Origin of the sequence: Anatilimnocola floriformis, assembly GCF_024256385.1 — a bacterium.
Taxonomy (GTDB): Bacteria; Planctomycetota; Planctomycetia; order Pirellulales; family Pirellulaceae; genus Anatilimnocola; species Anatilimnocola floriformis.
The window spans coordinates 4,519,755-4,537,897 of sequence record NZ_JAMLFW010000001.1; the positions used below are offsets into that span (position 1 = coordinate 4,519,755).

The 18,143-nt window shown below is 58.6% G+C and carries 12 protein-coding genes; 9 read left to right on the top strand and 3 right to left on the bottom strand.

Annotation, left to right across the window (positions count from 1 at the left end; genetic code table 11):
- Positions 1–141: 141 nt before the first annotated feature.
- On the top strand, positions 142–438 hold the full coding sequence (locus tag M9Q49_RS17590) for a transcriptional regulator (RefSeq protein WP_254510119.1): 297 nt from the start codon (positions 142–144) through the stop codon (positions 436–438).
- Between the two features lie 23 nt (positions 439–461).
- The gene (locus tag M9Q49_RS17595) at positions 462–767 is read left to right on the top strand and encodes a hypothetical protein (protein WP_254510120.1); all 306 of its coding nucleotides are present in this window, start codon (positions 462–464) and stop codon (positions 765–767) included.
- A gap of 10 nt (positions 768–777) precedes the next feature.
- On the opposite strand, the gene M9Q49_RS17600 is transcribed toward M9Q49_RS17595, so the two are convergent.
- Complete coding sequence (locus tag M9Q49_RS17600) at positions 778–2,616, bottom strand: Nramp family divalent metal transporter (RefSeq protein WP_254510121.1); 1,839 nt, start codon at positions 2,614–2,616, stop codon at positions 778–780.
- A gap of 193 nt (positions 2,617–2,809) precedes the next feature.
- On the opposite strand from M9Q49_RS17600, the gene M9Q49_RS17605 reads away from it, so the two are divergent.
- Positions 2,810–3,130 (top strand): hypothetical protein, encoded by a 321-nt coding sequence (locus tag M9Q49_RS17605; protein ID WP_254510122.1) that lies wholly within the window; start codon positions 2,810–2,812, stop codon positions 3,128–3,130.
- 78 nt (positions 3,131–3,208) lie between these two features.
- On the opposite strand, the gene M9Q49_RS17610 is transcribed toward M9Q49_RS17605, so the two are convergent.
- On the bottom strand, positions 3,209–3,895 hold the full coding sequence (locus tag M9Q49_RS17610; protein ID WP_254510124.1) for a Crp/Fnr family transcriptional regulator: 687 nt from the start codon (positions 3,893–3,895) through the stop codon (positions 3,209–3,211).
- Between the two features lie 350 nt (positions 3,896–4,245).
- On the opposite strand from M9Q49_RS17610, the gene M9Q49_RS17615 reads away from it, so the two are divergent.
- Positions 4,246–4,476, top strand: a complete 231-nt coding sequence (locus tag M9Q49_RS17615; RefSeq protein ID WP_254510126.1) for a hypothetical protein — start codon at positions 4,246–4,248, stop codon at positions 4,474–4,476.
- A 1-nt stretch (position 4,477) separates the two neighbouring features.
- Here the strand turns inward: M9Q49_RS17615 and M9Q49_RS17620 are convergent, their stop codons facing one another.
- Entirely contained in the window at positions 4,478–7,030 is a 2,553-nt protein-coding gene (locus M9Q49_RS17620) for a M1 family aminopeptidase (RefSeq protein ID WP_254510127.1), read from the bottom strand.
- A gap of 335 nt (positions 7,031–7,365) precedes the next feature.
- Here M9Q49_RS17620 and M9Q49_RS17625 point away from each other — a divergent pair, with 335 nt between their 5' ends.
- From M9Q49_RS17625 to M9Q49_RS17645, 5 genes are all read left to right on the top strand, one after another.
- Positions 7,366–10,767 (top strand): PQQ-dependent sugar dehydrogenase, encoded by a 3,402-nt coding sequence (locus M9Q49_RS17625; protein WP_254510129.1) that lies wholly within the window; start codon positions 7,366–7,368, stop codon positions 10,765–10,767.
- Positions 10,768–11,295: 528 nt separating this feature from the next.
- Complete coding sequence (locus tag M9Q49_RS17630; protein ID WP_254510130.1) at positions 11,296–14,703, top strand: PVC-type heme-binding CxxCH protein; 3,408 nt, start codon at positions 11,296–11,298, stop codon at positions 14,701–14,703.
- Positions 14,704–14,838: 135 nt separating this feature from the next.
- Positions 14,839–15,951, top strand: a complete 1,113-nt coding sequence (locus M9Q49_RS17635) for a c-type cytochrome (protein WP_254510132.1) — start codon at positions 14,839–14,841, stop codon at positions 15,949–15,951.
- A gap of 379 nt (positions 15,952–16,330) precedes the next feature.
- The gene (locus M9Q49_RS17640) at positions 16,331–17,836 is read left to right on the top strand and encodes a glycoside hydrolase family 88 protein (RefSeq protein WP_254510133.1); all 1,506 of its coding nucleotides are present in this window, start codon (positions 16,331–16,333) and stop codon (positions 17,834–17,836) included.
- 95 nt (positions 17,837–17,931) lie between these two features.
- Entirely contained in the window at positions 17,932–18,123 is a 192-nt protein-coding gene (locus M9Q49_RS17645; RefSeq protein WP_254510134.1) for a hypothetical protein, read from the top strand.
- Positions 18,124–18,143: the final 20 nt, after the last annotated feature.

Genomic DNA, 18,143 nt, shown 5'->3' on the forward strand with positions numbered 1-18,143 from the left:
AAGGTAGGCCGTCGGCAAGGAAGTGATTTGTCCTAAATCGCGCAGTCGTCTAAACTTGCGTGTAATTGAAATAACGCCGCCCAGGGACTGGTACGCCGGCTGCTTTATCTGCCAGCAACAACCACCTGGGAGAAATCACTGATGTCGACGACGCCGCGGATCACTGCCACAGCCACCGAAGAACTTCCCAAGGACGTCGCCGACCTGGCGGCTGCCGTCGCCGCACTGCCGGCCGAAGTTCGCTCGCGACTGGAGCCGCTGATGTTCCGCGTTGTCGACAGCACCAAGCGTCGCCGGCGGATTCTCAATCTCGTGCAGGAAGCTCTGAGCCAACTGCGGCTCGACATGAAGTACTTGGTCTTCGATCTCGAAGCCACCCGTCGCGAACGAGACGCTCTCAAGCCGACCACGGACGAAGGTCCCGGCGGCAACGAGTAGGTTTCCAATCCTACGAACGAAAAATGGTTGGCGGCCCCGAACTCTCGATCCTCATGGTTGGCGCAATCGGCGCACTGGTCGGGTTCCTTGTGGGCCGCGAGTATTTTCTACTAGCCGGTTTTGTAGGAAGTCTTGTCGGCGCAGTGCTCGGCGGTCTGCTGGGAGCGTGCGGTTGGGGATTTTGCGATCACTGTGGCGCCAAGTGCAGACAAGCGATCGACGCGCGGCATCCTTTCGCGGCAGTCGGTTGGTTCGTCGCGGGACTGGTCGGTTTGTTGCTGTGTTTCTCCAGCCCGCTATGGTTGCTGTATCTCCTGGCGCGAAGCTAGTGACTTGAACTCACAACGAGACCCAGCCGATCTTTTGCAGTTGATCGAGCACCGCGACGATCCCCAGGATCCAAAAGAAAATCCCGCCGGCAATCAAGCCGAGATTGGGAAACAGCCCGGGACGAAGCGGGCGCGGTAAAAGCAGATTGTTGATGGCCACCGTGTGCCAACAACTAAATCCTAGGGCGAAGTTGAATCCGAGCGTCGCCCAGGTGATGAGTTGCACCGGCTTGTTGAGCCAGAGCATCGTCACGCCGAAGATGCCGTAGCTGACGAGCACGGCAAAATAAACGTAGCGAATGTTCTCTCCCGGCATCGCGCGCAGCCGTGGGCTGGCGGTCCAAAAGACATCTACCCAGCGGCGAATCAGCCCGTCCATCGTCGTGATCATCGTGGTGATGAGGACGAGGAACCCGCACAGCAGCGTGAGGGCCCAGAAGATATTTCCCCAGGCCGGGCCAGACAGATAAGGGATCAGGCCGAGACGGCTGACGAGCACTCCGGGCGGTGGCGTCGTCACATGCTGACGCACGCCTTCCGCGGTGAGCACGGCGGAGTTCCAGTCGCCCGCTTCGGTGCCCCGCTGCAGGAATTCGATCGAGAGCATGCTGGGGAGTGCGACGCCGATCAGGCAAGCGGGGAGCCAGATCATCAGCTGATCGCGCAGCAAGAAACGATACCAACCGCGCCAGCGCACGAGCGATTTTTCGTTCGGATCAAACACCGCCCCGACGTGAGTCAGCTCAATGCCGTGACCGCCGACCATGCTCGGAATCGCGCCTACGCTGTGCCCCATACCCCAGCCTTGGTCGCGCACGTAGTTGCTCATCGGCGTGTTCGACAACCCGCCGTTGCCAGCAATGGCGGCCAGACCGCAGATCAGCGCGACGAGTGAAAAATCGAGCTTCGGAAAGCGACCGCGTTCCTTCAGTTCGACGAACAGATTTTCGACATTGTCGCCGTCGCGCTTACCATCGCCGTCGATGTCGCGCCATTTGATCGGCTTGCCGGCGGCATCTTTTTCCCACGCATCGGGGCGGCCGTCGCCATTGGTATCGATCGTCGGAGGCAGTGCTTCGACCACATCGAGATGGCCGTCGTTGTCCCAATCTTCGCCCGGATCAAGCACACCGTTGCCGTTCTGATCTTCACCGCGTTGCACCGGCAGATTCCCAATCTGCACAAAGCCGCGACCGATTTCGGACCAGGTACCGAGGCTCGAAAAGAGGAGCCCGAGAATCAGCAAAAAACTAAACAGCAGCACGAGCTTGGCGCTAGTCAAAACGCGCAGGCTGTTAAAGATTTTGCCGCCGAAGATCAGGGGCGTCATGCCGAGGAGAAAAATCGCGGTGGAAAGAATTTTGTTAAGCCACCAGTGATAGGTGTTGTGGTCCTGATCGGGAATTTGTCCGCCGAGCAGAATCACTTGCACCGGCACGGCAGCGCTGGCCGCGTGATACGAAAACACCGCACTGAAATCGAGCACAAGATAAACGGCGAGCCAGAACCAAGGCCCCGGCAGCGTTCGAAATTTGCCGCTGAAAATCGGTTCGCCGCAGTAGAGCGTGTAGCGGCTGATCTCGATGTTGTAGAGCGCCTGAAAGATAATGCTGGTCGCGGCCAGCCACATCAGCGCGCCGCCATACTTGGCCGTCACCGTGGGACCGAGGAGCCATTCGCCGCCGCCGATCGCCGAAGCGGCCATCACCACGCCCGGGCCGATCATCGCCAGAATGTTCCGCCAGCCGACGATGGGAACCGGCGGCAGTTCACCCGTTTCCCAACGAGGCATCGAAGCAGAGCCGGGATGCGGCGCCGTGAACTCCGCGGAAGGGGCGAGTTGGGACATGAGGAGAGGGAGCGGGAGAGGTTGGAAGCGGTTGGTGGCGGCGTTAGTATGCCGGTTCGCTAACCTCAGTTCAAACGTTTCCCAGAAAGTAACTGAATTCGCCAGAATTCAGCCCTGGCAACGAGACGCATACTGCTGAATTCTGGCGAATTCAGCTACAGCCGAGAACCTCATTCCTCAACTCGGAGCACCGATGAATCGCGTTGATGACAAAGCGCTCGATCGCGTGTTGTTACTAGCAATGAAGGCGCGCACCGCGCAGAGCAACAAGTGCGATGTCATCCTGCGAGCCGCCCTCAAAGCGTTGGGCCGCTACGACAGCGAACGATCGGAACTCGCGCTTTGCAACGGAGGCTACGAGGATGTTGAAGTTGGGCGCGCGTACGATGCACTGCGCCAGTTAGTGAACCGAGGTCTGGCCGAAGGTAGGGGAGACCTCAAATCTCCCGCTGGACCGCGGTATACCGAATGCGAGATTAACTCAGCAGGTTTGCGGAGTTTGGGAGACGACTAGCGGGTTTTCTGGAAGGGAAAATTGTGAGGTCGTGTTGGACCTGCTTCTTAGACGGACCAATGGGTCGTCCTACTGGGATCAGCCCATGAGTTTCGCGTATTCATCGCGGACTGTGCGATAACATTCGCAACTTTGAGCTTCCAACTTATCGCGGTTCGCGATGGTGATCGAACCACGGCTGTACGTGAGCAAGCCACTCTCCTGCAACTCTTGCAGGGTCTCGGTCACGCCGGGGCGGCGAACGCCTAGCATCACCGCAAGAAACTCGTGGGTTAATTTGATTTCATCGGCATCGGCGCGGTCGTGCGTCATCAGCAACCAACGGCAGCAGCGCTCACGCAGAGAATGCAAACCATTGCAGGCCACTGACTGCGAAATTTGAAATTGGTAGGCACTCTGATAACGGCCAAACAAATCCTGCAGTCGCGCGCTGCTTTGCAGTTTCTTCTCCAACAATCGAGACTGGATTCGCAAGCCCTCGCCTGGAACTTGCACGAGCACTCGATTCGCGGAAATGGCGGCACCGACAGGCATGGGAAGGCCAACCGCTCCTTCATTGCCGACGGTCGCCACTTCGATCATCCGGCCATCGAGCATGACCACGACGGCCGACAAGCTTCCTTGGAGCGGAAAAAAAGAGTAGTCGATTTTTGCTCCGGCTTCATACAACACCGCCCCTTGCTCGAATCGAAAGGGCTTGAGCGAGCCCTGAAGATCCGCAGCGTCCGCGGTGGAGAGCCGGGCAAGAATCTGATTTACAGCCATCTAGGGCGTGGTCCTCTGGCGATGCTCAGAAGGGACCACGGATGAGCCGGAAACTGCCGGTACAAGGTGATGGATTCTAAGAAAGGCTTGTGGTGCGAAATCCTCGGAGTGAGCAATGCGGTAAAACGACAACCTTTGTTCTACGCTGCTGTGCCCCTACACGCCAAGGAATAGTACGGGCTTCCACAAGATAGCGAAGGAAGCAAGCGGTTTCCGTCCGGTATCGGACAGACAATCCGGGGGATTGCAAGCAAAATGCTGCAGTCGTCCTGCGGCGTCGTACTTCTACGCTCGACTCACTTCGCTGACCCGGCAGGGGGCTGGCGGGAGCTAACTCCCAGCCGAGACCCATGAAACCCCCACGCTTCAATTGGCACAAGCCATCCGATTTGCCAGATCGCGTGGAATTGGTCGACTCGCTCAATAACCGCAGCGTGGCCGTTGTCATTCAGGCCGGTGAAGAGTGGAGCTGGAAAAGGAATACCCTGACCCTGATTCACGGCGCACCGGGAGCAGAAGGACTTTCCGATTCGCTGCTGCAGGCCAAAATCAAGGTTCTCGAAGGCTTGCACAACGAGTGAGCTATTTGCCGCTCTTCTCTTCTAGTTTCTTCAGCCGCTCTTCGAGCGCTTGATTCTGCTTGCGGAGTTTTTCGACTTCGCTGAGGAGCGTATCGGTCACCTTTTGTTTGTCTTTGATTTTGGTGACGGCTTCATCCAGGTTGCGAACCATGCGGGGCATGACCTCGCTGCTACGGCGATTTTCCAGAACAGCAATCGACGAAGCATCGGCAACTTGCACCAGTGCGTCGATCGCCGATCGGCGGACCGAGATCCGCTCGTTGTTCAGTTGTTCGTGGAGCAGCTTGAGCGCGGCCGCATCGCCGGGCTTGAGTCGGGCAAGTGTGCCAATGATTGTCACACGTCGCTCGGGTTCGAGTTGCTCGTCGAGCATCTTCGTGAGCGCGGCAACAACGGTCGTATCCTTGGCTTCGATCAATTTTTCCACGGCAGCCTTGAGGATGACTTCCTTGTGACTGTCTTGGGTGAGCGCATTGCGGAGAAGTTCGCGGCTCCCTTCTTTGTCGATGGAAGCGTAGGCCTTGAGTGCTTCGGCGACTGCGTAATAAGACTTGTCCTTTTCGATGGCGGTCTTCAAGGCAGCCTTGGTGTCGTCGTGCGAAAACTTGGCCAGGGCCGAGAGAGCATCGCGGCGGACGAACGATTTTTTGTCGACGGCGGCCTTGATCAGTGCTTTGCGAACATCGTCACCCTTCAGTTTGCCGATGGCTTTCACGGCATCCTGGCGGATGCCCCAGAATTTATCGTTCGTCGCGGCGGTGACGAGAGCAGCAGCGGCTTCTTTGTCGTCTTCGATGGCGGCCAGACCGGCGATCGCTTGCGAGCGTGGCATCAGGTATTCGCAGTTCGTCAACTGATCGAGCAGCTCATCCTGATCTTTGTTGAACGTCAGCTTTTTCAGAATCCAATCCTGAGGATCAAAGACGACCCGCGTCGGCCGTTCGTCGGCATCGAAGTGGAAAGTCTCTTCGGCTTTGGTGATGGTGACGCGACGGAGTTTTGATTTCTTGCCGTGGCCGATTTCGAATTCGGCGCTGGTGCGAAATAGTGGCGTCGTTTCGTCAACCTTTTGCGTTTGCTTGACGGTGACGCGAACTTGCTTGGCCGCAGCGTCGTAATCCCAACTGACGTTGAACTCGGGGTGGCCACCCTTGTAGAGCCATTGGTCAAAGAACCAGTTCATGCCCTGTCCGGTCGCTTCTTCAATCGCGGTCCGCAGATCGGCGGTTTCGACCGTGCGGAAGTGATTCACTTCAGCGTAGCGGCGAATGGCCTTCCAAAACATTTCGTCGCCAAGCTCGTACCGCAGCATGTGCAGCACACGACCACCCTTGGGATAGGAATGGCCGTCGAACATATTCTCGGGCGAGCCATAGCGATAGTTGACGATCGAGCGGCGGTAACGGGCGTCTTCACCTTGATAGTCGCGAGCTTCGGCGGCGCGATGCCAGGTAGCTTCGTCCCAGCCCTCGTCGTGTTCGGTCCAGAGCGTCGCGAAATAAGTCGCGAAACTTTCGTTCAACCACAGTTCGCCCCAGTCTTTGCACGTCAGCAGATCGCCCCACCATTGGTGAGCTAGCTCGTGCGCGACAAGGCCGATGCTGCTGACGTCTTCGTGGGCCCGCTCATCGTGGAGCGTGTCGAGATTGAGAGTCGTGGCCGAGGTGTGCTCCATGCCGCCCCATTCGTATTCGTCGACGCAGATCTGAGCGTACTTCGGCCAAGCGTAGCGATAGCCGATCTTCTGCGAGAAGTATTTCACCATCGCAGGCGTTTTGTCGAAGCTGCGGGCCGCATCGCCGAGTCGACCGCGCGGCACATAGGAAAGAACCGGAATTCCGTCCCAGCTGTCTTCGAGCACTTCGAAGTCGCCAGCGACGACCGACATCAAATACGGAACGTGCGAGCGAGCCTGCGTCCAATGCCAGGTCGTTTCGTTGCCGTTTTCCTTTTTGCTGGTCAGCACGCCGTTCGAGAGAACGACATACTTGCTCGGCACGGTGGCCACGATTTCGCTGGTGATGCGATCGCCGGGAGCATCGACGCACGGCAGCCAGTAGCGAGCAAACTCGGGCTCACTCTGCGTCCACACCATCCTCGGCTGCGACGGCTCGGCCGCATCGGGCACGACAAAGTGAAAACCGTTCTTCGGTTTGGAGATGGAGTAATCGATTTCGATCGTCAGCGCGGCGCCAGCGGGTTTTTCACTCGGCAAGTCGATCGTCAGCTGCTTGTTGCGATGGTTGTACTTGAGTTCCTTCCGTTCGACGGCAGCGCTTCCTTCCTTGGCTTCGATCAGCGTCACTCCTTTGATCTGCATATCGGCTGCATCAAGTTCGATCGACTTAGCCGCTTTGAAGAGCTCGAGCTTGTGCGTCGCCTTCCCCTCGACCGACTGTTTCTCGAGATCCAACTTCAAATCGAGGCGAATGTGCTGCTGATCGATCTCGCGCGTGCGGAGCGATTTCGGCGGCGCGGTGAACGGGCCGGGGCGCTGAGCAGCGGCATGGTGGAAAGTTACTAAGGCAAGCAGCACAGATAGGAAGTAACGCATGATGTCGCTGGACGCTCGCGGTGTTTCAGCTGAAGGAGCAGACTTACGAATGCTACAGCCTAAATACGGAGCAGGCGAAATGACAGCTCACGTTGAGGAAGCCCTGAAACATTCGAAAAATTAAGCTTCGGAACGGGCTGGCTTGCATTACGAAAAGTAGTATCACGTGCGCCGGCAACTATACTGGATTCCCTACGCCACCCGGGGCCTTCCCTCCTGCGTGTGCGTTTATTACGACCTTGCGACGGGCAGGGATCTCCGTCGGGCCGCGATTCTCTCCATCGCGTTTTTTCGGCCCGTGAGTGCATACACATTGGTTCGCAGAGGAGCCGTGGATGATTCCGCGATCGGAACGTTTTCGCCCTGGTCACTTGACGCGCAGCCGGCGCTTGCGGCTGGAGCAGTTGGAGTCGCGCCATTTGCTCAGCACTCTGCCTGCGGGGTTTCAGGAGGATTTGGTGGCCGGCGGCTTGTACGAGCCGACGTCGATCACCGTCGCGCCCGATGGTCGCATCTTTGTGACCGAAAAGCCTTACGGCGTGCGGGTCATCGAGAATGGTCAGTTGCTGCCTACGCCGTTTGTTTCGCTTGATGTGGAGCGGGCGGGCGAACGTGGTGTGGAAGGCTTGGTTTTCGATCCGAACTTCGCGCAGAACCGCTATCTCTATGTTTACTACACGCACGAAACGGCAACTGGTTCGTTCGACCGGCTCAGTCGCTTTACGGCCAGCGCGAGCAATCCCAATGTCGCCGAGGCGAACAGCGAATTCGTATTGATCGATGGCATTCCGACCAGCGAACCGGGCTTTCATAACGGCGGCGTGTTGCAGTTCGGCGCCGATGGCATGCTGTATCTCGGTGTCGGCGACACCGGTAACACGGCGCTCGCGCAAGACCTCAGCAAGTTGCAAGGCAAAATCTTGCGATTGAACGTTGGGAATGGAGCGAACATCATTCCCAGCGACAATCCGTTCGTGAACACGTCTGGCGCGCGGGGCGAGATCTGGGCTTACGGTTTTCGCAATCCCTTCACCGGCGACATGGTTCCTGGCACCAATCGGCTAATCATCGGCGACGTCGGCAGCGACGATTGGGAAGAGATCAACGAAGTTGCCAAGGGGAAGAACTACGGCTGGCCGCTCGCGGAGGGTGTGGTTTCGGATCCACAATTCACCAACCCACTCTATGCCTATCCGCACGCTGGTGATGGGGCAGCCATCGTCGGCGGCGAGGTTTACAGCGGGACGAATTTTCCCGCCGCCTATCAGGGGAAGTATTTCTTCGCCGACTATGTGCGGAGCTTTATCAAGACGCTCGATCTGACGACGAAGACCGTCGAGACGTTCAGTCCGGATGCGTTCATTCCCGTCGACCTGGCCACTGCGCCCGATGGCACACTCTACTGGGCCTCGCTCGGCTACGGCTCGGATACCAATGGCGCTGTCTATCGCATTCGCTACGTCGGCGGCAATCGCGCACCGATTGCCGTGGCCGGCGCTAATGTGACCAACGGTATTGGTCCACTCGCAGTGCAGTTTTCCGCGGCAGGGAGCAGCGATCCGGATAATGACACTATAGTTTCCTACCAATGGGATTTCGGCGACGGCACGACGGGCAGCGGACTGACGCCAACGCATGTTTACACTTCGACGGGGCAATATTCGGCAGTGCTCACCGTCAGCGATGGCCATCTCAGTGGTAGTTCGCAACCGCTGGTGATCACCGTGGGCAACACCGCGCCGACGCCGGTCATCAACTTGCCGGTCATTAACTCGACCTATCGCGCCGGCGACACGATCAGCTTCAGCGGCAGCGCGACCGATCCGCAGCAAGGAACGTTGCCAGCCAGTTCGCTCGACTGGGCCGTCGAGTTTCATCACAACACGCACTTCCATCCAGGAATCGTTGCGCAAGGAACCGCCAGCGGCAGTTTTGTCGTGGCGCTCACTGGTGAAGTCGATCCCGACCAGTGGTACCGCATCAAACTGACGGCTACGGATGCGGGCGGGCTGAAGTCGACTACGTTTCGCGATGTGTATCCGGTGACGTCGACTTTCAAGCTCGAGAGCAGCATTGCGGGAGCATCGCTGCTGCTCGACGGTCAGCCGACGGCGGCTGGTACGACGATCACGGGCGTGGTGAATATGTCGCGCACGCTAAGCGCGCCGCCGACCCAATTGATCGGCGGCAAGATGTACAAGTTCACCGGTTGGAGTGACGGCGGTGCTGTAGAGCACACGATCTCGACGCCTGCGACAGCGACCACCTATCGCGCCAACTATCAATTGATGCCACTAGCCGCGACGTATGCAGCAACCGCCCCTGCAGCGGTTCTCAAGGGTCAAACGGTCACGTTCGCGCTGACAGTCACCAACGTCGGCACCGAAACGTGGAGCTATCTCGGCACGAATCGGGTTCGCCTCGGCGTTTATTTTGATGGCACGAGCGATGCGGTCGGCGCGTGGGCCAAGGATCCTCTGCGTTTCACTCTTCCCAAGAACGTCGCGCCGGGACAGTCGGTGACGATCAATGTTTCGATTCCAACGCCGGCGACAACTGGAAACGTGGTGCTCCGCGCTCGCCTGGTGAAAGAAGGAACGACACCAACCTGGTTTGAACCGTTGTTGAAAACGAACGTGGCCGTGCAGTCGCTCGGCGCATCGTATGCGGGCAATCCGCCCACCGATTGGAATACGAATCAAAAGCAAGAATTCCAGGTCACTCTCACGAACACCGGCACGGCAACCTGGAGCAACACGGGCAACGACCGAGTGCGGTTGGCAGCCTACTTCGGCGCTGCCGACACTCCTGCCGCTGGCGCGACCGTGACGCGCATCGAGTTGCCGCGCGCGGTCGCTCCTGGCGAATCGGTGACGGTCACCGTCACGCTCGCCGGGCCAACGACGGCGGGGAGCACGACGCTGCGTACCCGTCTGGAAAAACTGGGGGTGGGAGCAGGTTGGTTCGACACCATGCTCCGCACTGCCATCACTGCGCAAACGTTTTCTCCTTTCTTCAGCGGCTCGCCACCGACCACGTGGCAGGCTGGAGAACGAAAGACGTACACGATCACCGTCTACAACTTGGGTTCGACGACTTGGAACGCAACGGGCACTAACCCGGTGCGGCTCGGCGTTTATTTTGGTATCGCTAGCGATACGGCACCGCTCACGAGCGAGCCCGTCCGTTTTGTGTTGCCCAAAAATGTCGCTCCGGGGCAATCGGTGACGATGACCGTGACCATGGAAGCACCGAACGTGGCCGGTTCGCTCGTCCTCCGCCATCGAATGGTGCGTGAGAACGTCGGCTGGAGCGACCAGATGCTCAAGACGACCGTCAATATTCAAAAGACACTAGCCGCGACTTACACCGGCACGATTCCGACAACCTGGGGGGCCGGCGAAACCAAGACGATCACGCTGACCGTCAAAAACACTGGCACGCAGGCCTGGAATGTCACCGGCGCGAATCAGGTTCGGCTCGGCTTTTACTGGGGTGGTGACAACGATGACGTTGGTGCCGGACTCGGTGAACCTGAACGCGTTTATCTCTCGTCGGGCAAGCTCACCACAGGCGCTGCCGTGACGACATCGGTCGCGCCGGGCCAATCGGTGGTCCTGACCTTCACCGTCAAGGCGCCGCTGACACCCGGCCTGTATATGCTGCGGAGTCGCATGGTGAAGGAAAACGTTGCCTGGTTTGATGATCTGCTGCGGACAGGGGTCACGGTTTCCTAGAGGATGCCTGATCTCGGCCCAGGTAGCGGTTCACGCTGAATTTTGGCGGCTATAGTCGAATCGTGGTAACATTCTGGCATGTTGCTGGAGCATTTAATTCGACAGTCCGTATCTGGCAGTGGCAGCCAACGGCTTTTGGAATTTGTTTCCGATCCACATCGTGCTTGCCTTGGCAGTCTCGACCCACTGCCTGATGCTCTGCCGTACTACGGCCAGGAGTACGATGATTTGATGACATTCTATCCGAGTGAATTCACTCGCCGGAGCTATCCTCACATTTGGAGGCTTTGGCGAGCCCACGGATAGCAGTGCATAAGACAACGAACACAATCCAAAGATTGTCGCCAGCTCTACTGCAACCGGCAGGCACCATATTTGACGCCCACCCCGTCTCTAGCTATCGTGGGCCGTTTCCTCCCCGCTAAAATGCAACCGCTGGCGGGGATCCCGCCTGTTGTCGATTCACACCTTTCCACCGGCAGTCCGTTCGTGGCGCTGCTCGGTATCCGACGTTCGAGGAGTTGAGTGATGTCGCTTGTGAAGTACTCCCTTTCCCTCTGCCTGCTGGCCCTGCTGCCAGTCTTGGCGCTGGCTGCCGAAGACGCCAAGCCGAAGAAAATCATCTTCCTCGCCGGTGGGCAGAGCCACGGCTATGGCTCGCACGATCACCTCGCCGGCTGCAAGTTGCTGGCGGCGTTGCTCGAAAAGAGCATGGGCTACAAGACCGAGGTTCACTACAAGACTTGGCCGAAAGAACTGAGTGCTTACGACGGCGCCGATTGCGTGGTGATGTATAGCGACGGCGGCGGCGGACATCCGGTGAACGGTATTCTCGAGACGATGAACGAAGTCGCCAAGCGCGGCACGGGCATCGTTTGCATTCACTACGCGGTGGAAATTCCCGCCGGCAAAGGTGGCGACGCGTTTCTGAATTGGACCGGCGGTTATTTCGAAGCCAATTGGTCGGTCAATCCACACTGGGTCGCCAAATTCGAAAAGCTCCCCGATCATCCGATCAGCCGCGGAGTCGAGCCGTTTGCCGCCGATGACGAATGGTACTACCACATGCGGTTTCGGCCCGACATGAAAAATGTCACGCCGATTCTTAGCGCTCTGCCGCCGAAGGAAACGCTCACCCGCGCCGACGGCCCGCACAGCGGCAACCCCGACGTCCGTCGCGACGTGCTCGAGAAGAAAGAAATTCAACACATGGCCTGGGCCGGCGAACGCGACAACGGCGGCCGCGGCTTTGGTTTCACCGGTGGCCACAACCACTGGAACTGGGGTGACGAAAACTTCCGCAAGGTCGTGCTCAATGCCATCGTCTGGTGCGCTCACGGCGAAGTGCCGAAGGGTGGCGTTGGTTCGGAAGACGTTACTTTCGAACGCTTGACCGAAAACCAAGACGAAGCCCGTCCTGCCAATCTCGACAGCAAGGGAATCATTCAGAAGTTCCACCTGAAGTCGACCGGCAAGGAACTGCCGCCGGCCACGCCCGATCTGCCGAAGAGCAGCGCTGCGCCAGCCGCCGCGCCAAAGAGCAACGTGAAGCCGATCTTTGAAAGCAAGGTCGTCGATGCCGGGACCAAGGGTCACGCCGTCGAGATCGATCTCGAACTGAAGGGCGCGAAGAAGCTGTTCCTCGTTGCTACCGATGCCGGCGACGGTTTTGGTTGCGACTGGGTCGATTGGGCCGAACCTCGGCTCGTGGGTGACAACAAAGAACTGAAGCTGACCGAACTCAAGCCGACCATGGCTGCCAGCGGTTTCGGCACCGTGCAGATGAACAAGAACTGCAACGGCGAAGCGCAAAAGATCAACGGTCAGAGCGTGGAATACGGCATCGGCTGCCATGCCGTTTCGGTGATCGCGTTCGACCTACCGGAAGGTTACAGCCGTTTCAAGGTTCGCGCCGGTCTCGATGACGGCGGGACCAAGCAAGGCTGCGGCTCGACGGTTCAGTTCTTCGTTTACGATCAGAATCCGGGCACCGTTGCTTCGACGCAAGGCGCTGTTGCCGGTCGCAACGATGCCTCGCGCGAACCAGCCGAAGCGGCCAGCGGCCTCGATGTGGCCGAAGGGCTCGAAGCCAAGCTCTTCAGCAGCGAGCCGCAGATCTCGAACATCACGAACATCGACATCGATCACCTCGGCCGCGTCTGGGCTGCCGAAGTGAAGAACTATCGCAAGTGGAACAACAGCCGGCCCGAAGGTGACCGCATCCTCGTGCTGGAAGACACCGATGGCGACGGCGTGGCCGACAAGCAAACGGTCTTCTATCAAGGCCGCGACATCGACTCGGTGCATGGCATTTGCGTGCTGCCGACGCTCGATGGCAAGACCCGCGTGATCGTGTCGGCTGGCGACAAGGTCCAAAGCTTCTTCGATGACGACGGCGACCTGAAGAGCGACCGCAAGGAAGTGATGTTCACCGGGATTTCCGGCGTGCAGCATGACCACGGCATTCACGCCTTCATTCCTGGTCCCGATGGCAAGTTGTATTTCAACTTCGGCAACGAAGGCCGTCAGTTGAAGGACAAGGATGGCAAGCCGGTGGTCGATGCCGCTGGCAACCAGATCAACAACAGCCGCAAGCCTTATCAAGAAGGCATGGTCTTCCGCTGCGATCTCGATGGCAGCAACATCGAAACGCTCGGCTGGAACTTTCGCAACAACTGGGAAGTGACGATCGATTCGTTCGGCACGCTCTGGCAGAGCGACAACGACGACGACGGCAATAAGGGCGTGCGGATCAACTTCGTCATGGAGTTCGGTAACTACGGTTACAAGGACGAAATGAGCGGCGCTGGCTGGCAAAGCAAGCGCGAGAACATGGAAACCGAAATTCCTCGCCGCCACTGGCACCTCAACGATCCCGGCGTCGTGCCGAACCTGATCCTCACGGGCCAGGGTTCGCCGACCGGCATCTGCGTGTATGAAGGCACGCTCCTGCCGAAGATTTTCCAGAACCAGGTCATTCACTGCGACGCCGGCCCGAACGTGGTTCGCGCTTACGTGGCGAAGAAGGACGGCGCTGGTTACTCGGCTGAAATCGTCAACGTGCTGCACGGCAAGCGGGACAACTGGTTCCGCCCCAGCGATGTGTGTACCGCTCCCGACGGCTCATTGTTCGTCGCCGATTGGTACGATCCGGGCGTGGGTGGCCACAACCAACAGGATGTCGACCGCGGCCGCATCTTCCGCGTGGCTCCGCCGGGCGTGAAGTACAAGACGCCGAAGTACGACTTCACCACCCCAGCGGGTCAACTCGAAGCCCTCGCCAGCCCCACGCTGTGTGTGCGCTTCATGGCGTTCCAAGCCATTCAAAAGAGTGGCGAAGCGGCGGCACCTGGATTGATCAAGTTGGCGCGAGACAGCCAGGATAATCCTCGTCTCGCGGCTCGAGCACTCTGGGCGCTGGGCAAGTTGCCGAACCAGGGTCGAGTTGCGGTGAAGCAAGCTCTTGCCAGCGGAAATCCTGATCTGCAGATCGTCAGCATTCGTCTGTCGCGTGAACTGGGCGTCGATGTCGTCAGCTTGCACCCTCTGGCCAAGGATTCGTCCCCCGAAGTTCGTCGCGAACTCGCGCTCGGCTTGCGTCACAGCAAGTCGCCCGATGCTGCCAAGATGTGGGCCGAACTGGCCTCGCAATACGACGGCAAGGACCGCTGGTATCTCGAAGCCCTCGGCATCGGCGCTGGCTTGAACTGGGATGCTTGCCTCACCGCTTACCTCGCCAAAACTGGCGACAAGTGGGACACCGCCGCCGGCCGCGATATCATCTGGCGCAGCCGGGCAAAGCAAACGCCGACGCTCCTCGCCAAGATCATCAAAGCCGACGCCACCAAGGAAGAAGAACAGCCCCGCTACCTGCGAGCGCTCGACTTCCTCAGCGGTCCTGAAAAGGAAGCGGCCCTGAAGGCGATCCTTGAGTAATAAGTGGTTTAAGGCAGCAGTCTTGAAAACTGCCGTATTCCTCACTCCCTCTCCTCGGTACTCCGGGGAGAGGGGTGGGGTGACGGGCCGACCCGCAATCTACCTTCCCATCGCATTGACTGTCCGAGATTGAGAATGCTCCGCTACTCCCTCTGTTTCGCGCTTCTTCTCTTCGCCTCGCAAGCATTCTCCCAAGAAGTCGACGAAGCCACGCGCGCCAAAGACGCCCGCCGCGTCAAAGCTCTCCTCCGTCTCGAAAACGTCGATCTCGACACCCTCCCCGAAGCCAAGGCTTCGCTCGTCCGGCACTTGGAGACGATTCAAGGAACCGACGAATATCTCGAACTCATTCGCCGCTTCAAACTGAAAGCCGCGGTGCCGCAACTCGTCAAACTCGCCATCGACAAAGGCGAAGAAACCCTCGGCGTCGAAGCGGCCAAGACGCTGCTCGATTTCGCTGCGTCCGACGCCATCGATAACGAACTCGCCGGCAAGGATTCTGCTCGCGCTGCCAAGCTCATCGCCGCCATCGGCCTCGCCGCCGATCCGCGGGCCAACGATCTGCTCGAAGCCACCGTTCAAAACGAAGAACGGGCCATGCCCATCCGCAGCGCGGCGGCTGCCGCGATTGGCTTGAATAAACCGGGCAAAGAAAAGCTCTTGAAGATCGTCGAAGCCGGCAAGCTGCCGAAGGAACTCAATTTCGTCGCTGCCAATCTCCTGCTGAACGATCCAGCCCTCAAGGATCGCGCGAGCAAATTCCTCACGCTCCCCGCCACGGCCGACAGCAAGCCGTTGCCGCCAGTCGCCGAACTGGTGAAGCGCACCGGCGACGTCGCCGCCGGCAAGCAGTTGTTCAACACGACGGGCACGTGCGTGAAGTGCCACAAGGTCCGCGGCGAAGGCAAGGAAGTCGGCCCCGACCTCTCCGAAATCGGCAGCAAACTCTCGAAGGATGCGTTCTACGTTTCCATCCTCGACCCGAGCGCCGGCATCAGCCACAACTACGAAACTTACACCTTCCTCCTCGCCGACGGCACGGTGCTGAACGGCATCATGGTCAGCCAGACCGACGCCGAGTTTCAGGTGAAAACAGCCGAAGCCATCGTCCGCAAAATCCCGCGCGACGAAGTCGAAGAATTCAAAAAGTCGCATATCAGCCTGATGCCGGCCGATCTGCAAAAACTCCTCACGGCTCAGAACCTAGTCGACGTGGTGGAGTATCTGACGACGCTGAAGAAGCAGTAAGATCACGGGAATCGTTCTGCGCAATCTGGCACAACACCAACGGCTGCGCGCGCGAACCCCCTGGCTTGCGCCGCGGGTTGTGACAGCAAGCCTGACGTCCTGACTATTTTTGAGCCTTCGAGCCAAGAGGCAATGCATGTCGCGTTGGTTTCTCAAATTCCTTGTCGCGTTGCTTGCGATCTCGCCGGCATTCACAACTCGCCCAACGTGCGCGGAGCAGCCCGCTCCACAAAAATGGACGCCAGCTGCCATCGGTGTGACTGGAACCGGAACTGAGATTCCAGCCTGGTTGAGCGCCCACGCCAGGCAACTGAACGCGTCAGAAAATCGGATCGTGGTAATTGGAGGGCATGATAACTCGGGCGCTTCCACTGACTTCGTGAAGAAACTGCTAGAGCGGGCCAAAGTGGCGAGTCCCAGCGTCCAACACAACGATGTCTCGTTCATTCCCGAGGTGTTCCCTAGTGGCTTGCCGGCAGACCTGGCATTGATCGCAGGTGGTAAATATCCGCCGCCAAGCAAAGGATTCTACGACGATAAAGTTCTTCCCGAGCAACGTTACCTATGGCGGTGGGTTGCGATGTATGGCGCAACTTTGGTTATTGATGTTCGCGCCGCTGAAGAGCCAGGACATTGGGCGTCTGAGGACGTCAGTTCTGATCAATTGACAAAGTTGCTTGAAGGCAGTCCCCTCGTAAAAAAGCTGGAAGCGCCTCGAGCGGATCATTTTGTTCGGCAAATCGCCGAAAAGGGAATCGAAGACGTCGGTCAGGTTCCAACACTGTTGATAAAGATCACGGTTGGATCAGTGCCGGCTGAATTAGAGGCGGTTGAAAATATACTGTCTTCACCACCTCCCACAAAATCTTCAGCCCTGAAAGAGCTCAAGCGGCGTGAAGCGCGCACGCCGCGAGACCTCGCCACCGATTTAACAGTCGTCTACGGCCACGATCTCAAACAGGTCGCTTACATTCCCGTGCTGGCCGTTATCGGGCGATTGCGCAGCGCGGAGGCCACCAAAGATGAGAAGGAACTGTCTTCACTCCAAACCTTGCTGAGCCCGTTTGCCAAAGGGGAGCAAAACCCCGTCCCCCGCTCCGGCAGCGACCAGGCCGGTCACTTGCTCTTCGCCGAAATGGCGAAGCGCAGCGAGGGCAAAGAGCGCGAGCGCTGGATTGAATTATGCAAAGCGGCCGCCGATCAGGCGTTCTTCAAAAATGGCGAGCCGCAGCCACTCATGCCTTATCACAACGAGATGAGCGATGCGGTCTTCATGGCCACGCCGATTCTGTGTGCGACGGGAACGTTGACTGGCGAGAAGAAGTATTTCGATGCGGCTGTCGTGCATTTTCGCAACATGAAGAAACTGTGCCTGCGCGAGGACGGGCTCTATCGTCATTCGCCGCTCGACGAAGCAGCGTGGGGACGTGGCAATGGTTTTCCCGCGTTGGGACTCGCTTGGGCGCTGAGTGAGTTTCCCGAGGATCGCGCTGAGTTTGCGGAATTGAAAAAAGACTTTCAGAATCACATTGCTGCGTTGCTGAAGCACCAAGACCATTTTGGCTGTTGGCATCAGGTAATCGACAAGCCGGGGAGCTATCGCGAGTTCAGCGCGACGGCCATGATTGGTTGGGCGATGAAACGGGGTATCGATCGCGGCTGGCTCGACAAAAAAGAGTATCAGCCGGCGCTCGACTGGGCCTGGCAAGCCGCGAAGCAACGGATTGTTCCCAAAGGCGTGATCGTGGATATCTGCACAGGCACGGGCAAGCAAAAATCACTGCGCGACTATTACGACCGCCCTGCGATCTGGGGCGTCGATGCCCGCGGCGGCGCGATGGCGCTGATGTTTGCCACCGAGATGATGAACGCAGAGAAACCTTAGCTCCGCGAAGCTGGCCTGCCGGGCAACAACAAAATCGCTGCCGATGGTAAACTCGTAGATGTTTGCTGAACGACGCCCTTTCCAACGAGCATGAAATGACCGATCCAACCGGACAACGCGGCGGCTATCGCTCGGCGTGGTCGAGCCGCGCCGCGATCATCGGCCTGGGCGTGACGCTCGGTCTCGGCGCCAAATGGATCCGGCAGACCTGGGAATATCTGGCCCATCCGCCAGCCGCGGTAACCGCGCCGACAGAAGGTACGCCAGTGAAGCTGGAGCGCAAATAATTGACAGCGCCGATAATTCG

Excerpts from the sequence above, each read along its gene's own strand:
- M9Q49_RS17590 (WP_254510119.1), top strand. The coding sequence starts at position 142 with ATGTCGACGACGCCGCGGATCACTGCCACAGCCACCGAAGAACTTCCC.
- M9Q49_RS17595 (WP_254510120.1), top strand. The coding sequence starts at position 462 with ATGGTTGGCGGCCCCGAACTCTCGATCCTCATGGTTGGCGCAATCGGC.
- M9Q49_RS17600 (WP_254510121.1), bottom strand. The coding sequence starts at position 2,616 with ATGTCCCAACTCGCCCCTTCCGCGGAGTTCACGGCGCCGCATCCCGGC.
- M9Q49_RS17605 (WP_254510122.1), top strand. The coding sequence starts at position 2,810 with ATGAATCGCGTTGATGACAAAGCGCTCGATCGCGTGTTGTTACTAGCA.
- M9Q49_RS17610 (WP_254510124.1), bottom strand. The coding sequence starts at position 3,895 with ATGGCTGTAAATCAGATTCTTGCCCGGCTCTCCACCGCGGACGCTGCG.
- M9Q49_RS17615 (WP_254510126.1), top strand. The coding sequence starts at position 4,246 with ATGAAACCCCCACGCTTCAATTGGCACAAGCCATCCGATTTGCCAGAT.
- M9Q49_RS17620 (WP_254510127.1), bottom strand. The coding sequence starts at position 7,030 with ATGCGTTACTTCCTATCTGTGCTGCTTGCCTTAGTAACTTTCCACCAT.
- M9Q49_RS17625 (WP_254510129.1), top strand. The coding sequence starts at position 7,366 with ATGATTCCGCGATCGGAACGTTTTCGCCCTGGTCACTTGACGCGCAGC.
- M9Q49_RS17630 (WP_254510130.1), top strand. The coding sequence starts at position 11,296 with ATGTCGCTTGTGAAGTACTCCCTTTCCCTCTGCCTGCTGGCCCTGCTG.
- M9Q49_RS17635 (WP_254510132.1), top strand. The coding sequence starts at position 14,839 with ATGCTCCGCTACTCCCTCTGTTTCGCGCTTCTTCTCTTCGCCTCGCAA.
- M9Q49_RS17645 (WP_254510134.1), top strand. The coding sequence starts at position 17,932 with ATGACCGATCCAACCGGACAACGCGGCGGCTATCGCTCGGCGTGGTCG.